Source organism: Luteimonas sp. Soil_N_1 (assembly GCF_057656255.1).
Genome location: NZ_JBDGKS010000001.1, coordinates 952241 through 976713, shown reverse-complemented (window position 1 = coordinate 976713; position 24473 = coordinate 952241). Strand labels below are relative to the sequence as shown.

General features: G+C 67.4%; 23 protein-coding genes, 1 tRNA gene and 1 pseudogene. 15 read left to right on the top strand and 10 right to left on the bottom strand.

The genetic code is table 11. The annotated features are described in order from the left end of the window. Positions 1 to 52: 52 nt before the first annotated feature. The 5 genes from rpoD to sucC all read right to left on the bottom strand — a co-directional run bounded on the left by rpoD (position 53) and on the right by sucC (position 6430). Positions 53 to 1933 carry an RNA polymerase sigma factor RpoD gene (rpoD, locus tag AC3A4E_RS04460; RefSeq protein WP_487630349.1) on the bottom strand — a complete coding sequence of 627 codons (1881 nt, stop codon included), beginning with the start codon at positions 1931 to 1933 and terminating at the stop codon, positions 53 to 55. Between the two features lie 54 nt (positions 1934 to 1987). After that, positions 1988 to 2425, bottom strand: coding sequence for a D-aminoacyl-tRNA deacylase (dtd, locus tag AC3A4E_RS04455; RefSeq protein ID WP_487630348.1), 438 nt, complete (start codon positions 2423 to 2425; stop codon positions 1988 to 1990). A gap of 91 nt (positions 2426 to 2516) precedes the next feature. Beyond that, positions 2517 to 4154, bottom strand: coding sequence for an NAD+ synthase (locus AC3A4E_RS04450; protein WP_487630347.1), 1638 nt, complete (start codon positions 4152 to 4154; stop codon positions 2517 to 2519). Positions 4155 to 4308: 154 nt separating this feature from the next. After that, entirely contained in the window at positions 4309 to 5181 is an 873-nt protein-coding gene (gene sucD, locus AC3A4E_RS04445) for a succinate--CoA ligase subunit alpha (protein ID WP_096297267.1), read from the bottom strand. Positions 5182 to 5269: 88 nt separating this feature from the next. Further along, a complete protein-coding gene (gene sucC, locus AC3A4E_RS04440; RefSeq protein WP_487630346.1) occupies positions 5270 to 6430 on the bottom strand; it encodes an ADP-forming succinate--CoA ligase subunit beta in 1161 nt (386 codons plus the stop codon). A gap of 196 nt (positions 6431 to 6626) precedes the next feature. On the opposite strand from sucC, the gene AC3A4E_RS04435 reads away from it, so the two are divergent. The 15 genes and pseudogenes from AC3A4E_RS04435 (at position 6627) to coaE (ending at position 21164) form a co-directional block, all read left to right on the top strand. After that, the gene (locus AC3A4E_RS04435) at positions 6627 to 8222 is read left to right on the top strand and encodes a sensor histidine kinase (protein ID WP_487630345.1); all 1596 of its coding nucleotides are present in this window, start codon (positions 6627 to 6629) and stop codon (positions 8220 to 8222) included. Between the two features lie 132 nt (positions 8223 to 8354). Further along, positions 8355 to 9785, top strand: a complete 1431-nt coding sequence (locus tag AC3A4E_RS04430; protein ID WP_487630344.1) for a sigma-54-dependent transcriptional regulator — start codon at positions 8355 to 8357, stop codon at positions 9783 to 9785. A 343-nt stretch (positions 9786 to 10128) separates the two neighbouring features. Then, on the top strand, positions 10129 to 10506 hold the full coding sequence (locus tag AC3A4E_RS04425) for a prepilin-type N-terminal cleavage/methylation domain-containing protein (protein ID WP_487630343.1): 378 nt from the start codon (positions 10129 to 10131) through the stop codon (positions 10504 to 10506). Between the two features lie 276 nt (positions 10507 to 10782). After that, positions 10783 to 10965 (top strand): transposase, encoded by a 183-nt coding sequence (locus tag AC3A4E_RS04420; RefSeq protein ID WP_487632014.1) that lies wholly within the window; start codon positions 10783 to 10785, stop codon positions 10963 to 10965. Further along, complete coding sequence (locus AC3A4E_RS04415) at positions 10965 to 11435, top strand: transposase (RefSeq protein ID WP_487630342.1); 471 nt, start codon at positions 10965 to 10967, stop codon at positions 11433 to 11435. The genes AC3A4E_RS04420 and AC3A4E_RS04415 overlap by 1 nt, the downstream gene beginning before the upstream one ends. Positions 11436 to 11620: 185 nt before the next feature. Next, positions 11621 to 11723 (top strand): annotated as a pseudogene (locus tag AC3A4E_RS04410) (prepilin-type N-terminal cleavage/methylation domain-containing protein); the annotation flags it as partial. A gap of 308 nt (positions 11724 to 12031) precedes the next feature. Then, positions 12032 to 13759, top strand: coding sequence for a type IV-A pilus assembly ATPase PilB (gene pilB / locus AC3A4E_RS04405; RefSeq protein WP_487630341.1), 1728 nt, complete (start codon positions 12032 to 12034; stop codon positions 13757 to 13759). Between the two features lie 254 nt (positions 13760 to 14013). Next, positions 14014 to 14481 carry a type IV pilin protein gene (locus AC3A4E_RS04400; protein ID WP_487630340.1) on the top strand — a complete coding sequence of 156 codons (468 nt, stop codon included), beginning with the start codon at positions 14014 to 14016 and terminating at the stop codon, positions 14479 to 14481. Between the two features lie 5 nt (positions 14482 to 14486). Beyond that, on the top strand, positions 14487 to 14975 hold the full coding sequence (locus tag AC3A4E_RS04395) for a prepilin-type N-terminal cleavage/methylation domain-containing protein (RefSeq protein WP_487630339.1): 489 nt from the start codon (positions 14487 to 14489) through the stop codon (positions 14973 to 14975). Further along, entirely contained in the window at positions 14959 to 15390 is a 432-nt protein-coding gene (locus tag AC3A4E_RS04390; RefSeq protein WP_487630338.1) for a PulJ/GspJ family protein, read from the top strand. The genes AC3A4E_RS04395 and AC3A4E_RS04390 overlap by 17 nt, the downstream gene beginning before the upstream one ends. After that, entirely contained in the window at positions 15387 to 16025 is a 639-nt protein-coding gene (locus tag AC3A4E_RS04385) for a PilW family protein (protein ID WP_487630337.1), read from the top strand. Before AC3A4E_RS04390 ends, AC3A4E_RS04385 begins: the two co-directional genes overlap by 4 nt. Then, the gene (locus tag AC3A4E_RS04380) at positions 16025 to 18250 is read left to right on the top strand and encodes a hypothetical protein (protein WP_487630336.1); all 2226 of its coding nucleotides are present in this window, start codon (positions 16025 to 16027) and stop codon (positions 18248 to 18250) included. The genes AC3A4E_RS04385 and AC3A4E_RS04380 overlap by 1 nt, the downstream gene beginning before the upstream one ends. Before the next feature lie 150 nt (positions 18251 to 18400). Continuing rightward, positions 18401 to 19669, top strand: coding sequence for a type II secretion system F family protein (locus AC3A4E_RS04375; RefSeq protein WP_487630335.1), 1269 nt, complete (start codon positions 18401 to 18403; stop codon positions 19667 to 19669). Between the two features lie 3 nt (positions 19670 to 19672). After that, complete coding sequence (locus AC3A4E_RS04370; RefSeq protein WP_487630334.1) at positions 19673 to 20536, top strand: prepilin peptidase; 864 nt, start codon at positions 19673 to 19675, stop codon at positions 20534 to 20536. Positions 20537 to 20549: 13 nt separating this feature from the next. Further along, a complete protein-coding gene (coaE, locus tag AC3A4E_RS04365) occupies positions 20550 to 21164 on the top strand; it encodes a dephospho-CoA kinase (protein ID WP_487630333.1) in 615 nt (204 codons plus the stop codon). Positions 21165 to 21186: 22 nt separating this feature from the next. Here coaE and AC3A4E_RS04360 read toward each other — a convergent pair whose 3' ends face one another. From AC3A4E_RS04360 to AC3A4E_RS04340, 5 genes are all read right to left on the bottom strand, one after another. Next, positions 21187 to 22158 carry a Nudix family hydrolase gene (locus AC3A4E_RS04360; protein WP_487630332.1) on the bottom strand — a complete coding sequence of 324 codons (972 nt, stop codon included), beginning with the start codon at positions 22156 to 22158 and terminating at the stop codon, positions 21187 to 21189. 140 nt (positions 22159 to 22298) lie between these two features. Further along, positions 22299 to 22457 (bottom strand): entericidin A/B family lipoprotein, encoded by a 159-nt coding sequence (locus AC3A4E_RS04355; protein ID WP_487630331.1) that lies wholly within the window; start codon positions 22455 to 22457, stop codon positions 22299 to 22301. Positions 22458 to 22614: 157 nt separating this feature from the next. Then, on the bottom strand, positions 22615 to 23538 hold the full coding sequence (rocF, locus tag AC3A4E_RS04350; RefSeq protein WP_487630330.1) for an arginase: 924 nt from the start codon (positions 23536 to 23538) through the stop codon (positions 22615 to 22617). Positions 23539 to 23654: 116 nt separating this feature from the next. Beyond that, positions 23655 to 23730 (bottom strand) — tRNA-Thr (locus AC3A4E_RS04345). Between the two features lie 29 nt (positions 23731 to 23759). Continuing rightward, a complete protein-coding gene (locus AC3A4E_RS04340; protein ID WP_487630329.1) occupies positions 23760 to 24470 on the bottom strand; it encodes a hypothetical protein in 711 nt (236 codons plus the stop codon). Positions 24471 to 24473: the final 3 nt, after the last annotated feature.

The following is a 24473-nucleotide window of genomic DNA, read 5'->3' as shown; positions in this document are numbered from 1 at the left end:
TAGAAAAAGCCCGCCTTCCGGCGGGCTTTTTCGTGGGGCACGCAGCCTCGACTCATTCGACGTCGAGGAAGCTCCGCAGCTGTTCGCTGCGCGAAGGATGACGCAGCTTGCGCAGCGCCTTCGCTTCGATCTGGCGGATCCGCTCGCGGGTGACGTCGAACTGCTTGCCGACTTCCTCGAGGGTGTGGTCGGTGTTCATGTCGATGCCGAAGCGCATGCGCAACACCTTGGCCTCGCGCGGGGTCAGGCCGCCGAGCACATCGCGGACCGTCTCCATGAGGTTGGTGTTGGTGGTCGCGTCGATCGGAGACTCCACGTTGGTGTCCTCGATGAAGTCGCCCAGGTGCGAGTCCTCGTCGTCGCCGATCGGAGTCTCCATGGAGATCGGCTCCTTCGCGATCTTCATCACCTTGCGGATCTTGTCTTCCGGCATGTCCATTTCCTTGGCCAGCTCCTCCGGCGTGGCCTCGCGGCCGTACTGCTGGAGCATCTGGCGGGAAATGCGGTTGAGCTTGTTGATCGTCTCGATCATGTGCACGGGGATACGGATCGTGCGCGCCTGGTCTGCGATCGAACGCGTGATCGCCTGGCGGATCCACCACGTGGCATAGGTCGAGAACTTGAAGCCGCGACGGTGCTCGAACTTGTCGACCGCCTTCATCAGGCCGATGTTGCCTTCCTGGATGAGATCGAGGAACTGCAGGCCGCGGTTGGTGTACTTCTTGGCGATCGAGATCACCAGACGCAGGTTGGCCTCGACCATTTCCTTCTTCGCGCGGCGGGCCTTGGTCTCGCCGTAGGCCATCGCCCGGTTGATCTCCTTGAGATCCCCCAGGGTCACGCCCATCGCCTTCTCGATCGCGATCGTGGCTTCCTGCTCGGCGACGATCTGGTCACGCACGTCCTTCAGACCCGACGACCACTTCTGCTTGCGCTTGATCATCTCGTCCGCCCAGGCCGTATTGGTCTGGTTGCCGTCCCATGCGCGGATGAAGTCCTTGCGCGGCATCTTGGCGACGCGGGTCGACAGGTCGAGGATGCGACGCTCGTGGTCCTTCAGGCCCGACACGACTTCGCGCAGCTTGCGGACCAGCACATCGGTCAGCGGCAGCGGCAGCTTGAAGGTCATGAAGATCTCGGCCATCTCGGCGCGCAGCTTGATCACCGGCTTGGCGGTCGCGCCGCTCTTGGCGTAGCCCTTCTGGAACTTGTTGTACAGGTCGCCCATCAGGTCCATGCGACGCAGGACCTCCGCCGGATCCGGACCGGTCGGACCGGTGCTCTCTTCCTCGTCCGAGGAATCGTCCGACTCGTCTTCGTCGCTGTCCGCTTCTTCCTCGGCTTCGACCGCCGCAGGCGCGTTGCCTGCAGCCGCTTCTTCCTCGGCCGCCAGCTCTTCGAGCAACTGGTCGTTGAAGCCGGCCACCACTTCGGCCAGACGCTTCTTGCCGGTCTTGTGCAGCTCGTACTCTTCGAGCAGGAACTGCACCGAACCCGGGAAGCTGGCCACCGAGGCCATCATCTGGTTCAGGCCTTCCTCGATGCGCTTGGCGATGGCGATTTCGCCTTCGCGGGTCAGCAGCTCCACCGTACCCATCTCGCGCATGTACATGCGCACCGGGTCGGTGGTGCGGCCACCCTCGGTGTCGAGCGAAGTCAGCGCGGCCGCGGCTTCTTCGGCCGCGGTTTCGTCGACTTCCCGGTTGCCGCTGGACTCGCCAGCCAGCAACAGGGTCTCGGCATCGGGCGCGACCTCATGGACCGCAATGCCCATGCCGTTGATCATGCCGATGATGTCTTCGATCTGCTCCGGATCGACCATGTCGTCGGGCAGGTGATCGTTGACTTCGGCGTAAGTCAGATAGCCCTGCTCCAGGCCCTTGCTGATCAGGAGCTTGATGTCGGACTGCTGGGCGGGACGTTCATTCGCCATGTGGCGCACCGTTGTCAAAGTGAACCCGTAATTATACCACCTGGAGGGCCGGGTTCATGCCCGCAACAGGAAGGTGACCGGGCCATCGTTGACCAGGCTGACCTCCATATGGGCACCGAAGCGCCCGGTTTCCACCCCCGACTGTCGCGAACGGCATGCGGTCACCAGTGCATCGAAGATCCGTTCAGCCGTTTCCGGCGCCGCAGCGGTGCTGAAACCCGGGCGGTTGCCCGAGCGGGTGTCGGCGGCGAGGGTGAACTGGCTGACCAGCAGCAGGCCGCCGCCGGTGTCGGCCAGGGACAGGTTCATCCGCCCCGCCTCGTCGGCGAACACCCGGTAGGCGAACAGGCGCTCGGCCATGCGCGCGACCTGCGCCGGGCCGTCACCCGGCTCGATGCCCACCAGGGCCAGCAGGCCGGGGCCGGTCTGGCCGACGACCTCGCCATCGACGCGCACCGCGGCCTGGCTGACGCGCTGGATCAGGCTCAGCATGCGCGCCGCCCGTCGCGATCCGCCGCGCACTGCCGCACCCCGCGCACGCCGAGCCGGGTGCATGCGGCCGCGGCAAGCATCGACGCGCCGCTCAACCCGAATACCGGTTGCTGATCGGATAGCGGCGCTCGCGACCGAACGCGCGGCGTGAGATTTTCGGTCCCGGCGCAGCCTGATGGCGCTTCCACTCGCTGATGCGCACCAGCCGCAGCACACGGTCGACGGTCGCGGCATCGAACCCGGCGGCCACGATCTCGTCGCGCGATTCCTCCTGGTCGACGAAGCGGCGCAGGATCGCGTCGAGCACGTCGTAGGGCGGCAGCGAATCCTGGTCGAGCTGGTTGTCGCGCAGCTCGGCCGACGGCGGCCGCGCGATCACCGCGGGCGGAATCACCGGCGCGCCGGCGACGGTGTTGCGCCACTTCGACAGGCCGAAGACCTCGGTCTTGTAGAGGTCCTTGATCGGCGCATAGCCGCCGCACATGTCGCCGTAGATCGTCGCGTAACCCACCGCGTACTCGCTCTTGTTGCCGGTCGTCAGCAGCAAGCCGCCATGCTTGTTCGACAGCGCCATCATGATCGCGCCGCGGGTGCGCGACTGCAGGTTTTCCTCGGCGATGTCGACATCCTTGCCCTCGAACGCATCCGACAGCGTGTCCAGGAATCCCTGGAACGGCAGCTCGATCGGAATGGTCAGCATGCGGACGCCCAGCGCCTCGCATTGCTCGGCCGCCAGGTCGTTGCTCAGCCCTGCGGTGAACCGCGACGGCATGCGCACGGCGGTGACGTTGTCGGCGCCCAGCGCATCGACGGCCATCGCCAGCACCACCGACGAATCGATGCCCCCCGACAGCCCGACCCACGCCTTCGAGAATCCGTTCTTCCCGCAGTAGTCACGCGTGCCGCGCACCACCGCGCGCCAGGCCAGCGCGTCGATGCTCTCGTCGCCATCGTCGACCCACACCACCGGCGAGAACGCGCGCGTGGCGGGATCGAAGTCCACCACCAGCCACTGGTCGTCGAATGCGACCGCAGCCGGGTGCACGGTGCCGTCGGCATCGGCGACGACCGATGCGCCATCGAACACCAGCGCGTCCTGCCCGCCGACGACGTTGACGTAGGCCAGCGCCACGCCGCTCTCGCGCGTGCGCTCGGCCAGCAGCGCATCGCGCTGGCGGTGCTTGCCGCGCTCGTAGGGCGAAGCGTTCGGCACCACGACGACGGTCGCGCCCGCAGCCGCGGTATCGGCCAGCGGCTCGGGGAACCAGAGGTCCTCGCAGACCAGCACGCCGACCGGCACGCCACCCACGTCGACCACGCATGGTTCGCCGTCCGGGTCGACATGGAAGTAGCGGCGCTCGTCGAACACGTTGTAGTTCGGCAGCTCGCGCTTGCGGTAGGTGCGTTCCACCTTGCCGTCGCGCAGCACGCTGGCCGAGTTGTAGAGCACGCTGCCCGCCGATTCCGGCCAGCCGACGACGGCGACGATGCCGCGCACATCCTTGGCGATCTGCATCAGCGCCGCTTCGCAGTCGATCAGGAAGCCGGGGCGCATCAGCAGGTCCTCGGGCGGATAGCCGCTGATCGCGAGTTCCGGAAACACCACCACCGCCGCGCCGAATTCGTCGCGCGCCGTGGCGATCATCTCCGCGATGCGCTCGGCGTTGCGGCCGACATCGCCGACCGGAAAGTCGAACTGGGCCAGGGCGATACGCAGGGGTTCGGTCATGTCAGAGGACGCCTGGAACGGGGGCATCCATCATAGCGGCGCGGTTGCCGCGGGCAGCGCGCGGCGCACGCGTGCGCGCCGCATCGCACACAGGCGACCGGCCAAGAAAAAGGCCGCCCGGAGGCGGCCTTTCCCATCACGCGATGAGGCGCGATTACTTCACGAGCGCAGCGATCGCTTCGCCCAGGTCGCCCGGCGAACGGACGGTCTTGACGCCCGCCGCTTCCATCGCCTTGAACTTGCCTTCGGCCGTGCCCGAACCGCCCGAGGCGATCGCACCGGCGTGGCCCATGCGCTTGCCCGGAGGGGCCGACGCGCCGGCGATGAAGCCGACGACCGGCTTCTTGACGTGCGCCTTGATGTACTCGGCGCCCGCTTCCTCGGCGTCGCCGCCGATTTCGCCGACCATGATGATCCCCAGCGTCTGCGGATCTTCGTTGAACAGCTTAAGGCAGTCGACGAAGTTCAGGCCGTTGATCGGGTCGCCGCCGATACCGATGACGGTCGACTGGCCGAGGCCCGCCGCGGTGGTCTGCTTGACCGCTTCATAGGTCAGCGTGCCCGAGCGCGACACGATGCCGATCTTGCCCGGCATGTGGATGTGGCCCGGCATGATGCCGATCTTGCACTCGCCCGGCGTGATCACGCCCGGGCAGTTCGGACCGACCAGGGTCACGTCCGGATGCGACTTCAGCACGTTCTTGACGCGCAGCATGTCGAGCACCGGAATGCCCTCGGTGATGCAGACGATGACCTTGATGCCGGCCGCAGCCGCTTCAAGGATCGCGTCGGCCGCGAACGGCGGCGGCACGTAGATCACCGAGGCATCGGCGCCGGTGGCCTCGACCGCTTCGCGCACGGTGTTGAACACCGGCAGGTTGATGTGCGTGGTGCCACCCTTGCCGGGCGTGACGCCGCCGACGACCTGGGTGCCGTATTCCACCATCTGGGTGGCGTGGAAGGTACCCTGCTGGCCGGTAAAGCCCTGCACGATCACCTTGGTGTTCTTGTTGATGAGGACGCTCATTGGAAATCCTGTGGTGTCGTAGAAACGCGCGCGGGATCACGGAGACCGTGACCGCGCGCAAGCGCGCTTCTACAGATGATGTGTGGGCTTACGCGGCAGCCGCGACGGCTTTCTTGGCGCCGTCGTTGATGTCGTCGGCTGCGGTAATGGCGAGGCCGGATTCGGCCAGCAGCTTCTTGCCCGCTTCGACGTTCGTGCCTTCGAGGCGCACGATCACCGGCACCTTGACGTCCACTTCCTTGACCGCGGCGATGATGCCCTCGGCAATCATGTCGCAACGGACGATGCCGCCGAAGATGTTGACGAAGATCGCCTTCACCTTGTCGCTCGACAGGATCAGCTTGAACGCCTCGGTCACGCGCTCCTTGGTCGCGCCGCCGCCCACGTCGAGGAAGTTCGCCGGCGAACCGCCGTTGAGTGCGATCACGTCCATCGTCGCCATGGCCAGGCCCGCGCCATTGACCATGCAGCCGATGTTGCCGTCCATGGTCACGTAGTTCAGGTCGTACTGGCTGGCACGCGCCTCGGCCTCGTCTTCCTGCGTGGCGTCACGCATCGCCGCCAGATCCTTGTGACGGAACGCGGCGTTGTCGTCGGAGTCGACCTTGCCGTCAAGGGCGTACAGGTCGCCATTGTCGAGGATCGCCAGCGGGTTGAGTTCGACCAGCGCCAGGTCCTTCTCGTTGAACAGGGTGTACAGGCCGCCCATGATCTTGGCGAGCTGGTTGGCCTGCTTGGCGGTCAGGCCGATCTTGAAGCCGATCTCGCGGCCCTGGTAGGCCTGGAAGCCTTCGACGAAGCTGACGTTGAGGCTCTCGATCTTCTCCGGCGTCTCGGCAGCGACCTGCTCGATGTCCACGCCACCCTCGCTCGAGACGATATAGGTGATGGACTGCGTGCCGCGGTCTACCAGCACCGACAGATACAGTTCCTTGGCGATCTCACCGGCTTCGGTGACCAGCACCAGATTGACCGGCAGTTCGACGCCGGCGGTCTGATAGGTGGCCATCTTGGTGCCGAGCATCTTGGCAGCCGCGGCCTTCACGTCGTCGGTGGTCTTGCAGAACTTCACGCCGCCGGCCTTGCCGCGACCGCCCGCATGGATCTGGGCCTTGACCATCCAGGGGCCATTGCCCAGGGAGTTCGCTGCTTCGACTGCTTCGTCGGCGGTGGACGCAACGCGTCCTGCCGGCACGGGGATGCCGTAATCGGCAAACAACTGCTTCGCCTGGTATTCGTGGAAGTTCATGTGGGGTCCGTACGGAGGAGGAAATGACACCGGTCGACGGGCGGCGCTGAGCGCGCGGCGGGCCGATGGGGTCCGCTATTCTCGCCCATGCAGCGGCGGCGGGCAAAACGCCGGTCCTGTCGCCCGCCGGCGCCTCCTATACTCGGCACCCCGTCCTCTGGGATCACGCCACGTGCCCCAGCCTGCCGCGCACCCGATGCCTCCCTCGCTGCTGCAGCGGGAACTGGCGTTGTTTTCCCTGTATCGCGTGCTGGAAGCGGCGCTGCTGGCGCTGCTGGTGTTCAGCCCCTGGGGCGCGGTCCTGGGCGAAATCACCGACCGGCCGGTGGCCATCGCGACCTGCATCGGCTACCTCATCGCCGCCAGCGGCCTGCTGTTGCATGCGCGACGCGCCGATGCCGCCCACGCCCACCACCACGCGATCGTCGGCGTCGGCGTCGATATCGCCGTGGCGACCCTGGTCACCCACGCCGTGCCGGAAGTCGCGCCCGGCATCGCGATGCTGCTGCTGTTCAACATCGGCGCCGCGTCGCTGTTCGTCAGCCTGCGCAGCGGCCTGCTGATCGCAGCGGCCGCCTCGGCCGCCCTGCTGGCCGAGCGCTTCATCGGCCTGTTCGGCACCGGCACCTTCGACCGGCCGCTGGCCGAGATGATGATGTTCGCGCTGGGCTTTTTCGCCGTGGCCTCGCTGACCCGCCAGCTGGGCAGCCAGGTCCGCGAGACCCAGGCGCTGGCCGACCGGCGTGGCGCCGAGGCGGCCAACCTGGCCGAAATCAACGAGCTGATCATCCGCCGCATGCAGACCGGTGTACTGCTGGTCGATGGCGCCGGTCGCATCCGCCTGACCAACGAAGCGGCCATGCTGCTGCTGGGCGACGCCGGCGCGCCGAACGCAGAGGGCGTGCACGGTCGCCCGCTCTCGCAGCTGGCGCCGCCCCTGGCGATGCGCCTGGCCGAATGGATGCGCAACGGCGCCGTCGACAGCACGCCGCTGGCGCTGCGCGAGCATGCCGACGTGATGCCGCGCTTCGTGAAACTGGTCGCCGGAAGCGACAACACCCTGGTGTTCCTGGATGACACCTCGCTGGTCTCGCGCCGCGCCGAATCGCTGACCCTGGCGACGATGGGCCGCTTTTCCGCAGGCCTCGCCCACGAGATCCGCAACCCGCTGGCGGCGATCAGCTACGCCACCCAGCTGCTGGAGGAATCCGACCAGATCGGCGAGGCCGACCGCCGGCTGCTGCAGATCATCCACCAGCAATGCATGCGCACCAACGGCATCGTAGAGAGCGTGCTGGGACTTGCCCGCCGCGAACGCGCGCGCCCCGAGCCGGTCGATCTGGTCGGCGCCGCGCAGGCCTTCCTGCACGACTTCCGCCTCATCGTCACCGAGGACAACGCCGAGGTCCGCATCAGCAGCGCCCAGCCGGCGCTGCGCGCGATCTTCGACCCGCGCCACCTGCAGCAGGTCCTGACCGCACTGGCCAACAACGCCGTGCGCTACGGCCGCCTGCCCGGCGGCCCGCCCCGCATCACCTTGCACATCGAGCAGGTCGGCGACTGCCCCACGCTCAGCGTGCTCGACCGCGGCCCCGGCATTCCCGATGCCGTGGCCGCCCAGCTGTTCCGGCCGTTCTTCACCACGTCCGAAAGCGGCACCGGTCTGGGCCTGTACATCGCCCACGAGCTGTGCCGGGCCAACGAGGCGCATCTTGAATACGTGGCCGTGCCCGGCGGCGGTGCCTGCTTCCGGGTCACCATGGCCGCCCGGCAGACGCTGCTGCAGCGCTAGGCGGCGACGGCGCACATCCGGCCCGGCCCCACGCCGTCCGGGCCGCGCCATGGGGTCACCGGTGTCAAAGTCGTCACGTTTGTCGAAAGCTGTCACCATGCGTCACATCAAAAACGCCTGCCTACCTGATCGATGAGCGAACACCGCAGCGTCCTGATCGTCGACGACGAGCACGACATCCGCGAACTGCTGGTCCTGACCCTGAGTCGCATGGGGCTTCGCACCGAGACGGCCCCCACCCTGGCGGCCGCGCGTGAACTGCTGGGCGCGTCCCCCTACGACCTCTGCCTGACCGACATGCGCCTGCCCGACGGCTCGGGCCTGGACCTGGTCGGCGAGATCAGCACCCGCTTTCCCGGCACGCCCGTCGCGGTCATCACCGCCTACGGCAACGTCGAAGCCGCCGTCGACGCCTTGAAGGCCGGCGCGTTCGACTTCGTCAGCAAGCCGGTCGACATCCACGTCCTGCGCGGCCTGGTCCACCAGGCGCTGGAACTGGGCGAGCGCGCCAAGCGCAACACCGACGAACACGCCAGCCGCCTGCTCGGCACCTCCGAGGCCATGGTCACGCTGCGCAACACCATCGCCAAGGTCGCCCGCAGCCAGGCACCGGTCTTCATCAACGGCGAGTCGGGCACCGGCAAGGAGCTCGTCGCCCGCACCATCCACGCCCAGGGCGCGCGTGCCAGCGGTCCGTTCGTACCGGTGAACTGCGGCGCGATTCCCACCGAACTGATGGAAAGCGAGTTCTTCGGCCACAAGAAGGGCAGCTTCACCGGCGCCCACAGCGACAAGCCGGGCCTGTTCCAGGCCGCCGACGGCGGCACGCTGTTCCTCGACGAGGTCGCCGAGCTGCCGCTGCCGATGCAGGTCAAGCTGCTGCGCGCCATCCAGGAAAAGTCGATCCGCCCGGTGGGCGCGTCGGCCGAAGTGCAGGTGGACGTGCGCATCCTGTCGGCCACCCACAAGGATCTCTCGCAACTGGTCAGCGACGGCCGGTTCCGCCACGACCTGTATTACCGCATCAACGTCATCGGTCTGAACGTGCCGCCGCTGCGCGACCGCGCCGGCGACCTGCCGCTGCTGTCGGACGCCATCCTGCGCCGCCTCGCGCAGGCCATGCACCGCCCGGCGCCCGTCCTGAGCAGCGATGCCGTTGCCGCGCTGGAGGGCTACGGCTTTCCCGGCAACGTGCGCGAACTGGAAAACGTGCTCGAACGTGCCCTGGCGATGGCCGACGACGAGCGCATCACCGCCGCCGACCTGCACCTGCCCGTCCCGCGCGGCAACGCCCAGACCGCGGCACGCACGACATCCCCCTTCGTCACCGGCACCCACCAGGCCCTGCCACCCAGCGCCGCGCCCCCGCCGCGCGACCCGCGCACCGTGAGCCCCTACGAAACTGCCGGCACCGCCCTGCCCTCCTTCATCGAGGACATCGAGCGCGCAGCCATCCAGCAGTCGCTGCAGGAACACCGTTACAACAAGACGAAGACCGCGGCAGCCCTCGGCATCACGTTCCGCGCGCTGCGCTACAAGCTCAAGAAGCTCGGCATCGACTGAGGCGCGGCGCGGTCCGCGCCCAGGCAAGTGACGCCCTCAAGCACGACCACATCCCGGCTCACGCGCGTGGTGAGTGCCCACCGCTGCAGACGACGCCAACGACGCGTATGTCCGTTCACAAGGACCCTAAGCGTCACCATGTGACCCATCGGGTCATCTTCGTTCAGCCAACATGCAGTCCGTAGCGCGATTTCGTGTCCAGCAACGCCCCGTGGACCGCGCGTGAAGCAGTTGGCACGCGTTATGCATCAGTCCCCGTGCACGTGCAGGTTGCACGGCTGCCCAGGGATCGGCACCAGCCGGCCACGCGGCACGTGACTCATCCACTCCTAGGGGAAATACCATGAAGAATCAGAAGGGTTTTACGCTGATCGAACTGATGATCGTTGTTGCGATCATCGCGATTCTGGCGGCGATTGCGTTGCCGGCTTATAACAATTATCGGATTCGCGCGGCTGAAAATGCATGCCTCGGCGAGGCAAAGGCTTACGTGAACTCTGCAGTAGCTGCAGTCCATGCCGACATGGAAGTTGAGGATTACGATAATCAAGCGTGTGGCGTAAGCACTGTCGCTATCGACGACGCCGCTGTTGCAAGCAATGGGACCATCACGTTCGCTGCGCCTGCGTCCCCGGACGGTGCCCGCGGCACGACCTGTAACGCTGGCAATGCGACTTGTCAGCTGGCAGCTGGCGGCGGCACGACCCCGAACCCCGACTGAATGATAGAAAGAACGGTGTCAGGGACAATTAAGTAGCTAGCCTTGCCCTGCCACCTTCGCGTTCGACTTGACGCCATGATTTGCATAAAACCCCGCCTCGGCGGGGTTTTTTGTTTAACCCGGATCGATTCCCGTCGGTATGACGGTGCCCACTCTTGCAACATCCGAGTTTGACAACGCGAACGCCACAGCGCCTATACGAAGCGCGCAACGCGCCGGGCATGGTCCACCCATGGCCCGCCACCCCAGACCCGACCTACCCGGCATCCCCAACACATCATCCAACGCGGCAACAATCGCCTGCCCTGCTTTCTGGACGATGGAGACCGCCATCGATACCTGAACGTGCTGGCCCAGGCACTGACGCGTTTCGGGTGCTGCCTCCACGCCTACGTCCTGATGACCAATCACGTCCACCTGCTGATCCCGCCGCCGGAGTCGGCGCACTGTCGCGCCTGATGCAGACCTTCTCGCGCAACTACGTTGGGCTGTTCAACGGACGGCATGGCCGCACCGGCACGCTGTGGGAAGGGCGATACAAAGCCTGTCTGGTCGACTCGGACCATTACCTGCTGGCTTGCATGCGCTACATCGAGCTCAATCCCGTCAGGGCATGGATGGTCGAGCGTCCGGATGACTACGCGTGGTCAAGCTTCCGCAGCAACGCGTATGGCCACCACGATCTGCTGCTCACGCCCCACGACACCTATCAGGCGCTTGCACCCGACCCTGCCTCACGCCGAACCGCCTATCGCCAGCTGTTCGAAGACGCGCTCCCGGCGGGACTGGCGGCCGAGATCCGCGCCCATCTCAAACAGCAACGCGCGTTCGGCGGCGACACGTTCAAGGCATGGGTCGAGGCCAGGACCGGCCGGTTCTCGGGCGTGCGTCCAGCCGGGCGACCTGTCAGCCGGGGAAACTGCCGCTGACCGTGCTTCTCGATCATCGAGGCGCCCTCGCAGTTCGTGACACGGGCGCAATCCCCCCCAGGAACGCTCTTCAAGATCACGACGGCTGTCCCAATGCGTTATTCGAAAGACAGCGTCTCTCGAATGTTTCCCTCTTTGGCCCGGTTATTGCGTCCGCTTTCACACGCACTACTAGGACGCCACCCATGCACCGCCCCGCACGCGGCTTCACCCTGATCGAACTGATGATCGTTGTCGCCATCATCGCCGTGCTGGCAGCCATCGCCCTGCCCGCCTACAACCAGTACCGCGTACGCACGGCTGAAAGCGCGTGCCAGGCCGAGATGAAGCACTACGCGAGCTTTGCACTGGTCGCGCTGCAGGACCAGCAGACCCCCGCCATCGCACCGCTTGGCGCCTGCACCAGCGCCGAGAACGCGACGGCACTGGGCGTCGACATCACGGGCACGCCGCAGCTGCCCGGCACCCGACAGACCCGTTGTGACATGCGCACCGGGTCCTGCGTCCTGCTCTGATCTTCTGTCGGCGCTGCGTGGCCTGCCTGCTCCATGCCGTGCGCTAAAGTGCCTGCATCCGCCCATCGGGACCTGCGTCGCATGAATGCCATTTCCACCGTCAACCTCGTCGGCATCACCGGTATCGCCCGTCGGCTGGTCCTCGATGGCGCACTCGACGAGGCGACCGCGCGCGAGGCGCTGGACAAGGCGACCGCCGCGCGCAAGCAGGTGTCGATCTATCTGCGCGAGCACAAGCTGGTCACCGCGGCGCAGATGGCGGCCGCCAATGCGGTCGAGTTCGGCATGCCGCTGTTCGACCCCACGACGATGGACGCGCAAGCGCATGCGGTGAAGCTGGTCAGCGAGGAACTGCTGGCCAAGCACGCGGTGCTGCCGCTGTTCAAGCGTGGCGGCCGGCTGTTCGTGGGCACGTCCGACCCGACCAACACCCAGGCCCTGGACGAGATCAAGTTCCACACCAACCTGACGGTGGAACCGATCCTGGTCGACGAGGACAGCATCCGCCGCACGCTGGAAATCTGGCTGCAGGCCAATGACAGTTTCGGCGACTCGCTGGACGACTCCGACGGGCTGGAGACGCTGGAGGTCGGCACCGACGAGGACGGCAGCGGCAAGCTGGAGAACGTGGTCGACGGCAAGGACGACACGCCGATCGTCAAATTCGTCAACAAGGTGCTGGTGGACGCGATCAAGCGCGGCGCGTCGGACATCCATTTCGAGCCCTACGAGACCGACTACCGGGTGCGCCTGCGCGTGGACGGCATCCTCAAACAGGTCGCCAAATCGCCGGTCAAGCTCAACCAGCGCATCACCGCGCGCCTCAAAGTCATGGCGCAGCTCGACATCGCGGAGAAGCGTATCCCGCAGGACGGGCGCATCAAGCTCAACCTGTCCAAGACCAAGCAGATCGACTTCCGCGTGAGTACTCTGCCGACGCTGTTCGGCGAGAAGGTGGTGCTGCGTATCCTCGATGCCAGTGCGGCCAAGCTGGGCATCGACAAGCTGGGCTACGAGCCCGAACAGCAGAAGCTGTTCCTGGACGCCATCCACAAGCCCTACGGCATGGTGCTGGTGACCGGCCCGACCGGCTCGGGCAAGACGGTCTCGCTGTACACCGCGCTGGGCATCCTCAACGACGAGACCCGCAACATCTCGACCGCCGAGGACCCGGTGGAAATCCGCCTGCCGGGCGTCAATCAGGTGCAGCAGAACAACAAGCGCGGCATGACCTTCGCCGCGGCGCTGCGTTCGTTCCTGCGACAGGATCCGGACATCATCATGGTCGGCGAAATCCGCGACATCGAGACGGCGGAAATCGCGATCAAGGCCGCGCAGACCGGCCACATGGTGCTCAGCACCCTGCATACCAACGACGCGCCGCAGACCATCGCCCGCCTGATGAACATGGGCATCGCGCCGTACAACATCACCAGTTCGGTGACGCTGGTGATCGCGCAGCGACTGGCGCGGCGGCTGTGCCCCAAGTGCAAGCGCAAGGTGGACCTGCCCGACCACGCCCTGCTGTCCGAAGGTTTCAGCGAGGACCAGGTGCGCGCGGGCATCGAGATCTATGAAGCCGTGGGCTGCGACGACTGCACCAATGGCTACCGCGGCCGCGTGGGCGTATACCAGGTGATGCCGATGAGCGAGCAGATCCAGGAAATCATCCTGCAGGGCGGCAACGCGATCCAGATTGCCGAAGCCGCGCAGCGCGCTGGCGTCAGCGATCTGCGGCAGTCCGCATTGCGCAAAGCGCAGCAGGGCATGACCAGCCTGGCGGAGATCAACCGCGTCACCACGGACTGAGTCCGCCGCCGGGCGTCATCGCCCGGCGCGTTGCGTCAGGGCTGCCTGAGGTGGCAGATGACACCGGTGCGCTTCGCAGACCGGCACAAGGCGACGCCTGTCGTCACTTCACGCCCGACTGTCACGCCACCTCCACGCCGACGGGGCTAGGGACGGCGACACCCGGCGGCCGTCAGGATCTGGCATGGCATTTGCTTGATACGCCCCGACGCGCACGGACGCAGCGTCTTCCGTCCGCTATTCCGAGTTGCCCCATGCGCACCCCCCACATGTGCACGCGACAGGTCCGGCCTGCCGCGTCCCGACGTTTTCCCGCCCCGATGGCGGGTTTCACGCTGATCGAGTTGATGATCGTGGTGTCGATCGTCGCGATTCTCGCCACCATCGCGCTGCCCGCCTATCAGGGCTTCATCAAACGCGCCAAGATCGGCACGGCTCAGTCCGACCTGCAGGCGCTGTCGGCGCTGGTGGAAAACCACCGGCAGCGCACGCTCGGCTACCCCGCCGCGGCCGCCAAGGATGCGGCTGCGGTGAAAGCCGCGTTCCCGGGCTGGACCAGCGGTTCCAAACCGTCGGACTTCGGCTTCGCCTACAGCAACGCGGCGGGCTACACGCTGACCGCGAGCGGCAGCGGCACGCTGGCCGGCTGCACCATCACCCTGACCGCTGACGGCACCCGTGGCATCAGCGGCTGCCCCACCGTCAGCGACACGACATGGTGAGGCGCGTGACCGCGCATCGCATGCGTGGTGTGACCCTGGTGGAACTGATGGTCACCCTCGCGGTAATGGCCGTGCTGATGTCGGGCGGCGCCTCGTTCGGCCGCCAGTGGATCGACGACAACCGCCAGATGCAGGCCCGCGGCACGCTGTCCCAGGCCGTGGGCGAGGCGCGTGCGCGCGCCATCCGCAACCCGCAGGGCCTGGCGACGGGCACCGCCGTGACGCGCGTGTTGTGGACCGCGCCCGGCGTGGGCACGGCGCGCAATGCATTCGAAGTCCGCAGCGCCGGTACGACGGTGTGGTCCGGCCCGGTGCATGCCAGCGTCGGTGTGGCGGCTTTCGACGCCCCGGCCGGCGATGCGACGGTGTGTCTGGCCGCGTACGACAGCCGCGGTGCGTTGATGACCGGGGCTGCAGATTGCCAGGGGCAGCGCGTTCTGAAACTGCACGTCGGCGGCGACAACCGGGGGATGCCCGATGTCCACCTGCTCTGATTTCGGGCGCCGCCAGCGCGGCGACATCATGCTCGAGGCGCTGGTCGGCGTGGCGCTGACCGCGGTGATCGGCGCGGGCCTGTCGCAGGTGCTGTCGCGGGTGCTGGTGGCCCAGCACGGCACCCGCGTGGAGCAGATGGCCGTGCAGCAGGTGCGCGCGGGGCTGCAGCACCAGGGTCTGGCGCTGTGCGACGCCGGCCAGGTGTCGCTGACACTGCCCGCGCAACTGGCCGCGGCCAAGGCCAAGGTGACCTGCCAGCCGGGGACGACGGATGTGGTCTTCGGCACCCAGTACACCGCCAGCAAGGTCGCGATGCCGGCCCGCATCCAGGTGTCGGTAGGTGCCAGCGGACTGGATATCGGCGGACCGGACATCGCCTTCGATACCGCGTTCCCGCAGCGTCAGACCCGATGACGGCGACCGCCACGCCACATGCCCGCCGTCGTGCAGAGGCCGGCGCTTCGCTGGTCTCGATGATGGTCGGCATGCTGCTGGCGCTGCTGGGTATCGCGGCGATGCTGGCCATCTACAAGGTGACCGTGGAAGCCGCGACCGCCGCCACCGGCACCACCCAGCGCGAGGGCCAGCTGGCCTCTGCCCTGCTGGGCGCGCAGATCGAACTGCAGCAGGCCGGGTTCGGCGTGGACGCGGGCACCAACAGCCTGGAGGTCAGCGACAACCGCGTGCTCTGGCGCTATCGCCAGGATCTGGATGGACCGCTCACCTGTGCAGGCCTGCGTCTGAGCGCGGCCAACGATGGCACCTGGACGTTGTCGATGCTGCAGCCCACTGCCTGCGCCGGCGCGCTGGTCGCCGGCACGGCACGCGAGCTGGCGGTCATCGACGGCACCCTGGCTGCGGCCGCCACGCGGGATGCGGGCGCGATCGACGTCAGTCTGCTGCGGTTCGAACAGTTGCCGGATGTCGGCTGTCTGCCTTACGAGCAGCATCAGAACGCCACGCGCTACCACCCGCCGGCCGGTGAAGTGTTTTCCACGTGCCTGCCCAATCTGGGTCAGCGCGTTCGACTCCTGCAGAGCAAGGCCTGATGCGCAAAGTCTCCAACGGCACTTCTCACCCGCTGCAACGGCAACGCGGCGCGGCCACCCTGCTCACGACGGTGATGCTGGGCCTGGCGGTGACATCCACCGTGCTCTACACCGTCTACGGGCTGCGCGGCACGCAGCAACGCCACCTCACGACCCACTCGGCGACGTCGGCACAGGCGGCCGCATGGCGCGGCGTGGAGATCGTGCGACTGGGCCTGGTGGATCTGGCCAATGACACCAATGGTCGCCAGGTACTTGATACCTGGGCCGATGGCAGCGGACCGTTCCGCATCGATGGCAGCCAGAGCGCGCGGGCGAGCAGCACAAGCGCCGGTGCGTCCGCATGGCCGGGCGCTGGCGCCGTGGCGCGCGCGCGCGATGGCGGCATGGTGGTGTCCCTGCCGGGGCAGGACGGCATCCATGCGGTGCTGACCGAGATCTCTCGGCTGGAAACCGCGCGCAGCTACCGCGTCCGCGCGCGTATCGCCGCCGATGCCGGCGAAGGCAGCGCGGCTACGCGCTCGACCGTCGACGTGGTGTACGAGGTCGGTGCCGACGGGGACACGCCCGCTGGCGAGGACGCCGCACCGCCTTACTCGGCGGCGATCACTTTCATCCGGGATCTGAATCTGTCGGGCGCGATCACCATCCGCAAGGACCCGGGCACCAGCTACCAGCTCAACGTCGACGGGGATCTCACGACCGGCGGCAACTCCATCACCGGTGTCGACACCATCTGGTCGACCGGCTCGGTGCGCATCAACAGCGGCTCGTCGTTCGGCGTGCTGCGCGCCAATGGCGATATCCGCTTCGACGGCTCTGTCACAGTGCGGGAGTCGGTGTCTTCCCGCGGCGACATCTGCGTGACCGGAGGCGCCAGCGGCCCAACCATGGTGGCCAACGGCTCCATCTTCGCCAATGGCGGCGTTCAACTGGGCGACATCGCCGCCATCGGCCGCAGCGACCGCGGCACCCTGTCTCCGTTCTGCGCGCAGGCCAACCAGGTCCCCGGCAAGGACGTTGACGGACAGATCTACGCGGTCGATCTGCAGGGCAATTCCAGCGCGCGCAGCGTGCGCGCCGGCGCAAGCGTACGCATCTCCTCGGGACAGATTTCGCAGGCCAATGGCCTGCAGGCGGTCGGTCACTTCGTGGATACGAACTGGGGCGGGTCGCAGTCGGGCGTGGTCGGCAAGACGGTCACCGTCACCAACCCCGCAGATCGTGACCGGGTGCGGATCGTGCCGGGACATCAGGTGCCCATCGCGCCGGCATCGCCCGTGGTCCTGAAGGCGACCGCCTTCAATGCCTACGATGTGGAGCCGCAGGCGCACTACGTCTTCAAGGTGGACCGCAACGGCTACCGCGTGGTCACCCTGCGCAACATCCACGGCATCGCGAACGACACCTACTTCATCGCCGACTACTCAAGCGGGCCCTACAAGGACCATCTGTGCAAGACCCTGACGGCAGCGTCCACGGCAGCCAATCCGGTCTGCGCGGCGCCCGTTCCGACAACTCCCATGCCGATCTGCCGCGGCCATTCGGAGTGGAACGGCTGTGTGACCTACAACGCCTCGACGCGCGAATGGCGCCTTGACGGCCAAGGGCTTTCTCCGGGCGTCGCCTGGTTCGACGGCAACCTCAATGTCCGCAATGGCGACTACTACAACACCTTCGTCGCGTCAGGCGATGTCTCCACCTCCGGCAGCACCCGCATCTTCTCGATGACCTTTGCCGGCTACGCGGGCGGTACCCGACGGGAAGACGGGAACTCGATCAACTACAGCGGCATCTGCGTCAACGGACAGTTCGCCGGTCGCTACCCGACCAACTGGTGCGACATGACAAAACGCACGCTCACGCCGCCCGCCGGCACGACGCTGGGGCATTACGCAGTACTGGCAGGCAGCTACGGCGCCAATGGCCGATACCAGGGCGGAAAGATTGCGCTGGGCAGTTCGGTGAACGTGTTCGGCAGTGTGCTGGCTGGCGACATGTTCACCGCGGGTGGCAGCACCACCATCCGCGGGTCGGTCACTGCATTGGGACAGGGATCGGCCGATCACGCGGCCGGCGGCAGCACCACCATCGACCTGCGCGGGCTGCCCGCCGGTTACGACCCCTTGCCCCAGCCCTGCATGCTCAACGGCACCTGCGGCGGCGGGACGGCGCCCACCACTCCGACGATGGCGGTCCGCGTCCATTGGAGTCGTTACCTCTGAGGCCTGCGAGACTGTGATGGCAGGGTCCATGGCGTGGACGATCAGCCGAATTCCGCAGGACGTCACAACCGCGGACCCCATATGCCGCCGCAACCCGCTACCATGCGGCGGACCATTCCGGCTGGGGAGCCGGCGCCCGGGGAGTCCATGATGTCCACCACACGTACTGCAGTCCGCAAGCCCGCCGCCCGGTCCGTCCGCGAGATGCCGGCGCTCGAAACGTTCGTGTGGGAAGGCACCGACAAGCGCGGCACCGTGATGAAGGGCGAGCAGCAGGCCCGGAACGCGAACCTGCTGCGCGCCGAGCTGCGCCGCCAGGGCATCCAGCCCAAGACCGTCAAGGTCAAGTCCAAGCCGCTGTTCGGCGCTGCCGGCAAGTCGATCAAGGCCAAGGACATCGCGGTCTTCAGCCGCCAGATCGCCACGATGATGAAGTCCGGCGTGCCGATCGTGCAGTCGCTGGAGATCATCGGCAACGGCCAGCGCAATCCGCGCATGGGCAAGCTGATCGGCGACATCCGCGGTGACATCGAAGGCGGCGCGTCGATCTACGAAGCGCTCAGCCGCCACCCCGTGCAGTTCGACGAGCTGTACCGCAATTTGGTGCGCGCGGGCGAATCGGCCGGTGCGCTGGAAACCGTGCTCGAGACGATCGCCAACTACAAGGAAAGCATCGAGTCCATCAAGGGCAAGATCAAGAAGGCGCTGTTCTACCCGGCCGCGGTCATCGCGGTGGCGATCCTGGTCTGCGCGGCGCTGATGATCTTCGTGGTGCCGACTTTCCGCGAGACGTTCCAGAGCTTCGGCACCGACCTGCCGGCATTCACCGAGCTGATGTTCGCGATCTCCGATGTCGTGGTGGGCTGGTGGTGGCTGATGCTGCTGGTGATGATGGCCGCTGTCAGCATTTTCATTTACCTCTACAAACGTTCGCCGAAGATGCAACACGGTGTGGACCGGCTGATGCTGCGCATTCCGATCATCGGCAAGGTGCTGCACAACTCGGCGATCGCCCGTTTCGCGCGCACGCTGGCGGTAACCTTCAAGGCTGGCGTGCCGCTGGTCGAAGCGCTGGACTCGGTGGCCGGCGCGACCGGCAGCACGGTGTACGAGCACGCGGTACTGCGCATGCGCGACGACGTGTCGGTGGGCTACCAGTTGAACCTGGCGATGAAGCAGACCGCGCTGTTCCCGCACATGGTGGTGCAGATGACCGCGATCGGCGAAGAGGCCGGCGCGCTGGACACCATGCTGTTCAAGGTGGCCGAGTTCTACGAGGAAGAGGTCAACAACGCCGTGGATACGATCTCCAGCCTGATCGAACCGTTCGTGATGGTGATCATCGGCACGCTGGTGGGCTCGATCGTCATCGCCATGTACCTGCCGATCTTCAAGATCGCCATGGCGGCCATGGGCTGACGGATGGCGTTTCTCGATCAGAACCCCGCACTCGGGTACCCGCTCGCCGCCGGCCTCGGCCTGCTGGTGGGCAGTTTTCTCAACGTGGTGATCCTGCGCATGCCCCGGCGCATGGAATGGCAGTGGAAGCGCGACGCGCGCGAGATCCTCGAAGAGCCGGAACTCTACGACCCGCCGCCTCCCGGCATCGTGGTCGAGCGCTCGCATTGCCCGCACTGCGGGCATCAGCTCTCGTGGTACGAGAACATCCCGGTCCTGAGCTGGGTGGCGCTGCGCGGCAAGTGCCGCAGCTGCAAGGCACCGATCTCGGCGCAGTACCCGGCCGTCGAGCTGCTGACGATGCTGCTGTTCCTGGCCTGCGTGTGGCAGTTCGGTTTCGGCTGGCAGGGCTTCGGCGCGTTGGTGCTCACCGGCTTCCTGATCGCGGCGTCCGGCATCGACGTGCGCACGCAGCTGCTGCCCGATTCGCTGACATTGCCGCTGATGTGGCTGGGCCTGATCGCCAGTCTGGACACGCTCTACATGCCCGCCAAACCGGCCCTGCTGGGCGCGGTGGTGGGCTATGTGAGCCTGTGGACGGTGTGGTGGCTGTTCAAGCAGGCCACCGGCAAGGAAGGCATGGGCCATGGCGACTTCAAGCTGCTTGCCGCGCTGGGCGCCTGGTGTGGGCTGAGCGGACTGCTGCCGATCATCCTGCTGTCGGCCGTGGCCGGCGCGATCATCGGCTCGATCATGCTGGCCGTGCAGGGCCGCGACCGGTCGACGCCGATTCCGTTCGGGCCCTATCTCGCCATCGCCGGCTGGGTGACCTTCATGTGGGGTCACGATCTGGTGGGCGCCTACATGCGCATCGCCGGCCTCGGCTGACCCCTGCCCGGCAATGCCTGCGTTGATCATCGGCCTCACCGGCGGCATCGCCTCGGGCAAGACCGCGGCGACGCGGGCGTTCGAGGCGCGCGGCATCGTGGTGGCCGATGCCGACGTGGCGGCCCGCGAGGCGGTCGCGCCCGGCAGCCCGGGTCTGGCAGCCGTGGTGGAGGCCTTCGGCGCGGACGCGCTGTCGGCCGACGGTGGGCTGGACCGGGCCGCGATGCGACGCCGGATCTTCGAGGATCCGCACGCGCGTGCGCGTCTGGAAGGCATCGTGCATCCCCTGGTGCGTGCAACCCTGCAACGCGCCTGCGAGGCGGCTGCCGGCCCGTACGCCGTGGCGGCGATTCCGTTGCTGGCCGAAGGTGGCCGCGCTGCCTATCCGTGGCTGCGCCGGGTGCTGGTCATCGACATGCCGCCGGACATCCAGCTGGAACGGCTGCTGGCCCGCGACGGCATCGACCTGGCATTGGCGACGCGCATGGTGGCCGCGCAGGCCTCGCGCGACGCGCGACTCGCGATTGCGGATGACGTGATCGTCAACGACGGCACGCTGGAAGCGCTGGACGCGGCGGTCGCGGATCTCGACCGCCGGTATCGCGGGCAGATCACGCCCGGCCTGTAGCGCGGGCCGCACGCGCGGCGGATCAGTCGCCCGTCTGCCCCGGATCTTCTGCGCGTGGCCACAGGCCGCGGATCGCGGCGATGCCCTGGGCGCCATGCCGCCGGGCTTCGGAAATGTCGTCGGGCGTCATTCCACCGATCGCATAGATCGGCAGCGCGCTCGTCTCGCGCAGGCGCGCGAAGGCGGTCCACCCGATGCCGGGCATGCCGGGATGACTGGCGGTCTCGGCGACCGGTCCCAGCACCACGAAATCACAGCCCAGGCGCGTTGCCTGTGCGAGGTCGTCGGCATCGTGGCAGGACGCGGCGAGCAGTGTGCCGTCGGGCACCGGACGCACGGTCGCGGCGTGCAGCGCAGTCGATGTCAGATGGACCCCGGCGCCGGCCGCCAGCGCGGTATCAACCGGACCGTTGAACAGCAACTGCGCGTCCCGCCTGCGGCAGCGCAGGGTCGCCTGCTGCAGCAGCGTGGTCTGGCGCTCGATGTCGATGCCGGGCAGGCGCAACTGGACGCGGCGGACGCCGAGTCGCAAGGCCTCGTCGAGTCCCCGCAGCCAGGCCGCATCGTCGTTGCCCGGCGGCGGTGTGACCAGATACCGGTCGGGCGTCAGCAGCGCGGCCACGACCGGCAGATCGGCGGAGGGCATGTCGTAACGGCCCAGCCGTCCGGGCTCGACCCAGGCCAGCGCCTGCCCCTCACGCCCACGCGGCGTGCCCTGCCACTGCACCACGTGGCGGACATCCAGCCGCAGGCGCCTGCCGGGCCACGCCTGGGGCACACACATCACCGGCATGCCCACGGTCACCTGGATGCCCAGCTCCTCGTCCAGCTCGCGCGCCAGCGCCGCCTCGGGCGTCTCACCAGCCTCGCGCTTGCCGCCGGGGAATTCCCACAGACCGGGCATGTCCCGGCCGGGTGTCCGACGCGACAGCAGGATGCGGCCGCGCTTGTCGGTGATGACACCGGCAACGACCTCGACGACACGCTCGCTCATGCGATTCCGGGTTCGTGGACACGATGCTCAGGGTAGGTAGAACCGGGCATGCGCGCCACCAGCACCCGGACATGGCCGGATGCCGCACAACAGAAAGGCCGGCTTGCGCCGGCCTTCCCGTATGCGATGGACTGCGTGGATCAGGGACGCGTGGTGGTGCCGCCGGTCTTGTTGGCGCTGTCTTCCACCTTCTCGCCAACCTTCTGCACGTCCTGGCCGGCGCCCTTCATGGTGTTGCAGGCGGACAGGGTGCCGACGGTGAACATGGCGAGCAGCATCAGTGCGGTCAAACGCTTCATGGGATTCTCCAGGGATTCCGGTTTCGTTGCGAAACGGCTGCGGACCTCCACAACCATGGCGCGACTATAGGAACCTGCCTCGTGAAAGCCGTGTGCATCGATGCGGCGTGTCACACCGCCCGTTCAACCATGCGTCCGCCGCGTGAAGAACGCCGCTTCAGTCACGCATCAGCGTGGACTTGCCGAACAGGCTTTCGACCAGGTCCACGGCCAGTTCGGCGGTGGCGTTGCCGTGGTCGAGCGCGGTGTTGACCTCCACCACGTCCAGCGAACCCAGACGCCCGCTGTCGGCGATCATCTCCATCACCAGCTGCGCCTCGCGGTAGTTGATGCCGCCCGGCACAGGCGTGCCGGTGCCGGGCGCGATGCTGGGATCGAGCACGTCGACGTCGAAGCTCACGTGCAGATGCGTGTCTGCGTCCAGGCCGTCGAGCGCCTGTTCGACGACCCGGCGCATGCCGACCTCGTCGATGTAGCGCATGTCGTAGATGTCCAGCCCGTGTGCCTTGACCAGCCGCTTCTCGTCCTGGTCCACGGAGCGGATGCCGATCTGCCGGAACTGCGAGACCTGCATCGCGGGCGATGCGCCGCCCAGCTGCGTCAGCACGTCCGGGCCGATGCCGCACAGGCAGGCCACCGGCATGCCGTGGACGTTGCCCGACGGGGTGATCTGCGAGGTGTTGAAGTCGGTGTGCGCGTCCAGCCACAGCACGCGCAGCTTGCGGCCGTTCGCCCGGCAGTGGTTGGCGACCGCGGCGATCGACCCGATCGCCAGGCAATGGTCGCCGCCGAGCATGATCGGCATGCGGCCGCGTGCGAGTTCGGCCGACGATGCCTCCAGCACCGCACGGTTCCACGCCACGACCTCGTCGAGATGGCGATAGCCGTCGCGCGGGCCGGTCCAGGGATTCTTCGGCCCCCCCAGATCACCGAGATCGTCGACCTCGATACCGCGCGCGACGAGGGCTTCGACCAGACCGGCGACACGCAGGCCTTCGGGGCCCATCGATGCACCGCGACGGCCTGCCCCGACATCTGTGGGCACGCCGAAAATCGAGACGGGGAGATAGGACTGCTGCATGGACGCTCCTGGCGAACGCGGGCGGCAACGCGGGTCGCGCCGGCAACGCTGCCGCCGGCATCACGGCGGCCGGGAGAACGCCGTGGAGGCGCGGCACGCGGGAACTCGCGTCGGAATGGTGCCGGCACCCGGATTCGAACTGGGGACCTACCGCTTACAAGGCGGTTGCTCTACCAACTGAGCTATGCCGGCATGGCATGCGGCAGTGCCGCGGCGGAATTCTAACCCGCAACGGTCAATGCGTCGCAGTCCCCGGTTTCGCTGCGCGCTGCACCCGCCTGTGCGCGCAGGTCCTCGCCACTGCCGCCGTCGGCGAGCATCGCGTCGATCCAGTACCGCACCAGCAGACTGCCCAGCGGCTCCACTTCGGCCTCGAAGCCCGACGCGCGCAAGGCCTGCGCCCGCGCCTGCGCGGATGCCTCGCTGCCGAACCGGCCGAGCGCGATGCCGTTGGCTTCTGCGCCGTCGGCGATCACGTAGTAGTCGTTGAAGCCGGCAGACACGAGCCGGGCGACTTCCGCGTCGGTCGCGGCGCGATCAGGCAGCGGCGCCCGCCACACGCGCCAGCCGCGCGGCGTCTCGCCGACCTCGCGGCTGCGTGTTGTCACCGCGATTTCCGTCAGGCGCGCGCGTGCGGCATCGCGCGTGGCGGCGTCGGCGAAGGGGCCGAGGGCGACGCACTGCGGCGGATCGCCGGGCTGCAGGACAGCGACCGGTGCCGAGGCGTAGCCGGGCTCGGCATCTGCAGGCGCTACGGCCGGTTCGACCGCCGGTGCCGTGTCCCCGGCATCCGCCTCGCCGACGAGCCGAAGCGTCGCCGTGCCGGCGACATCGGGCTGCACCGCATCGCCGGGTTCGCCGCGCAGCGCCCACCAGGCAGCGACGCCGAAATTGAGGATCACCAGCAGGACGACCAGCGCGCGCAGCAGCATGCC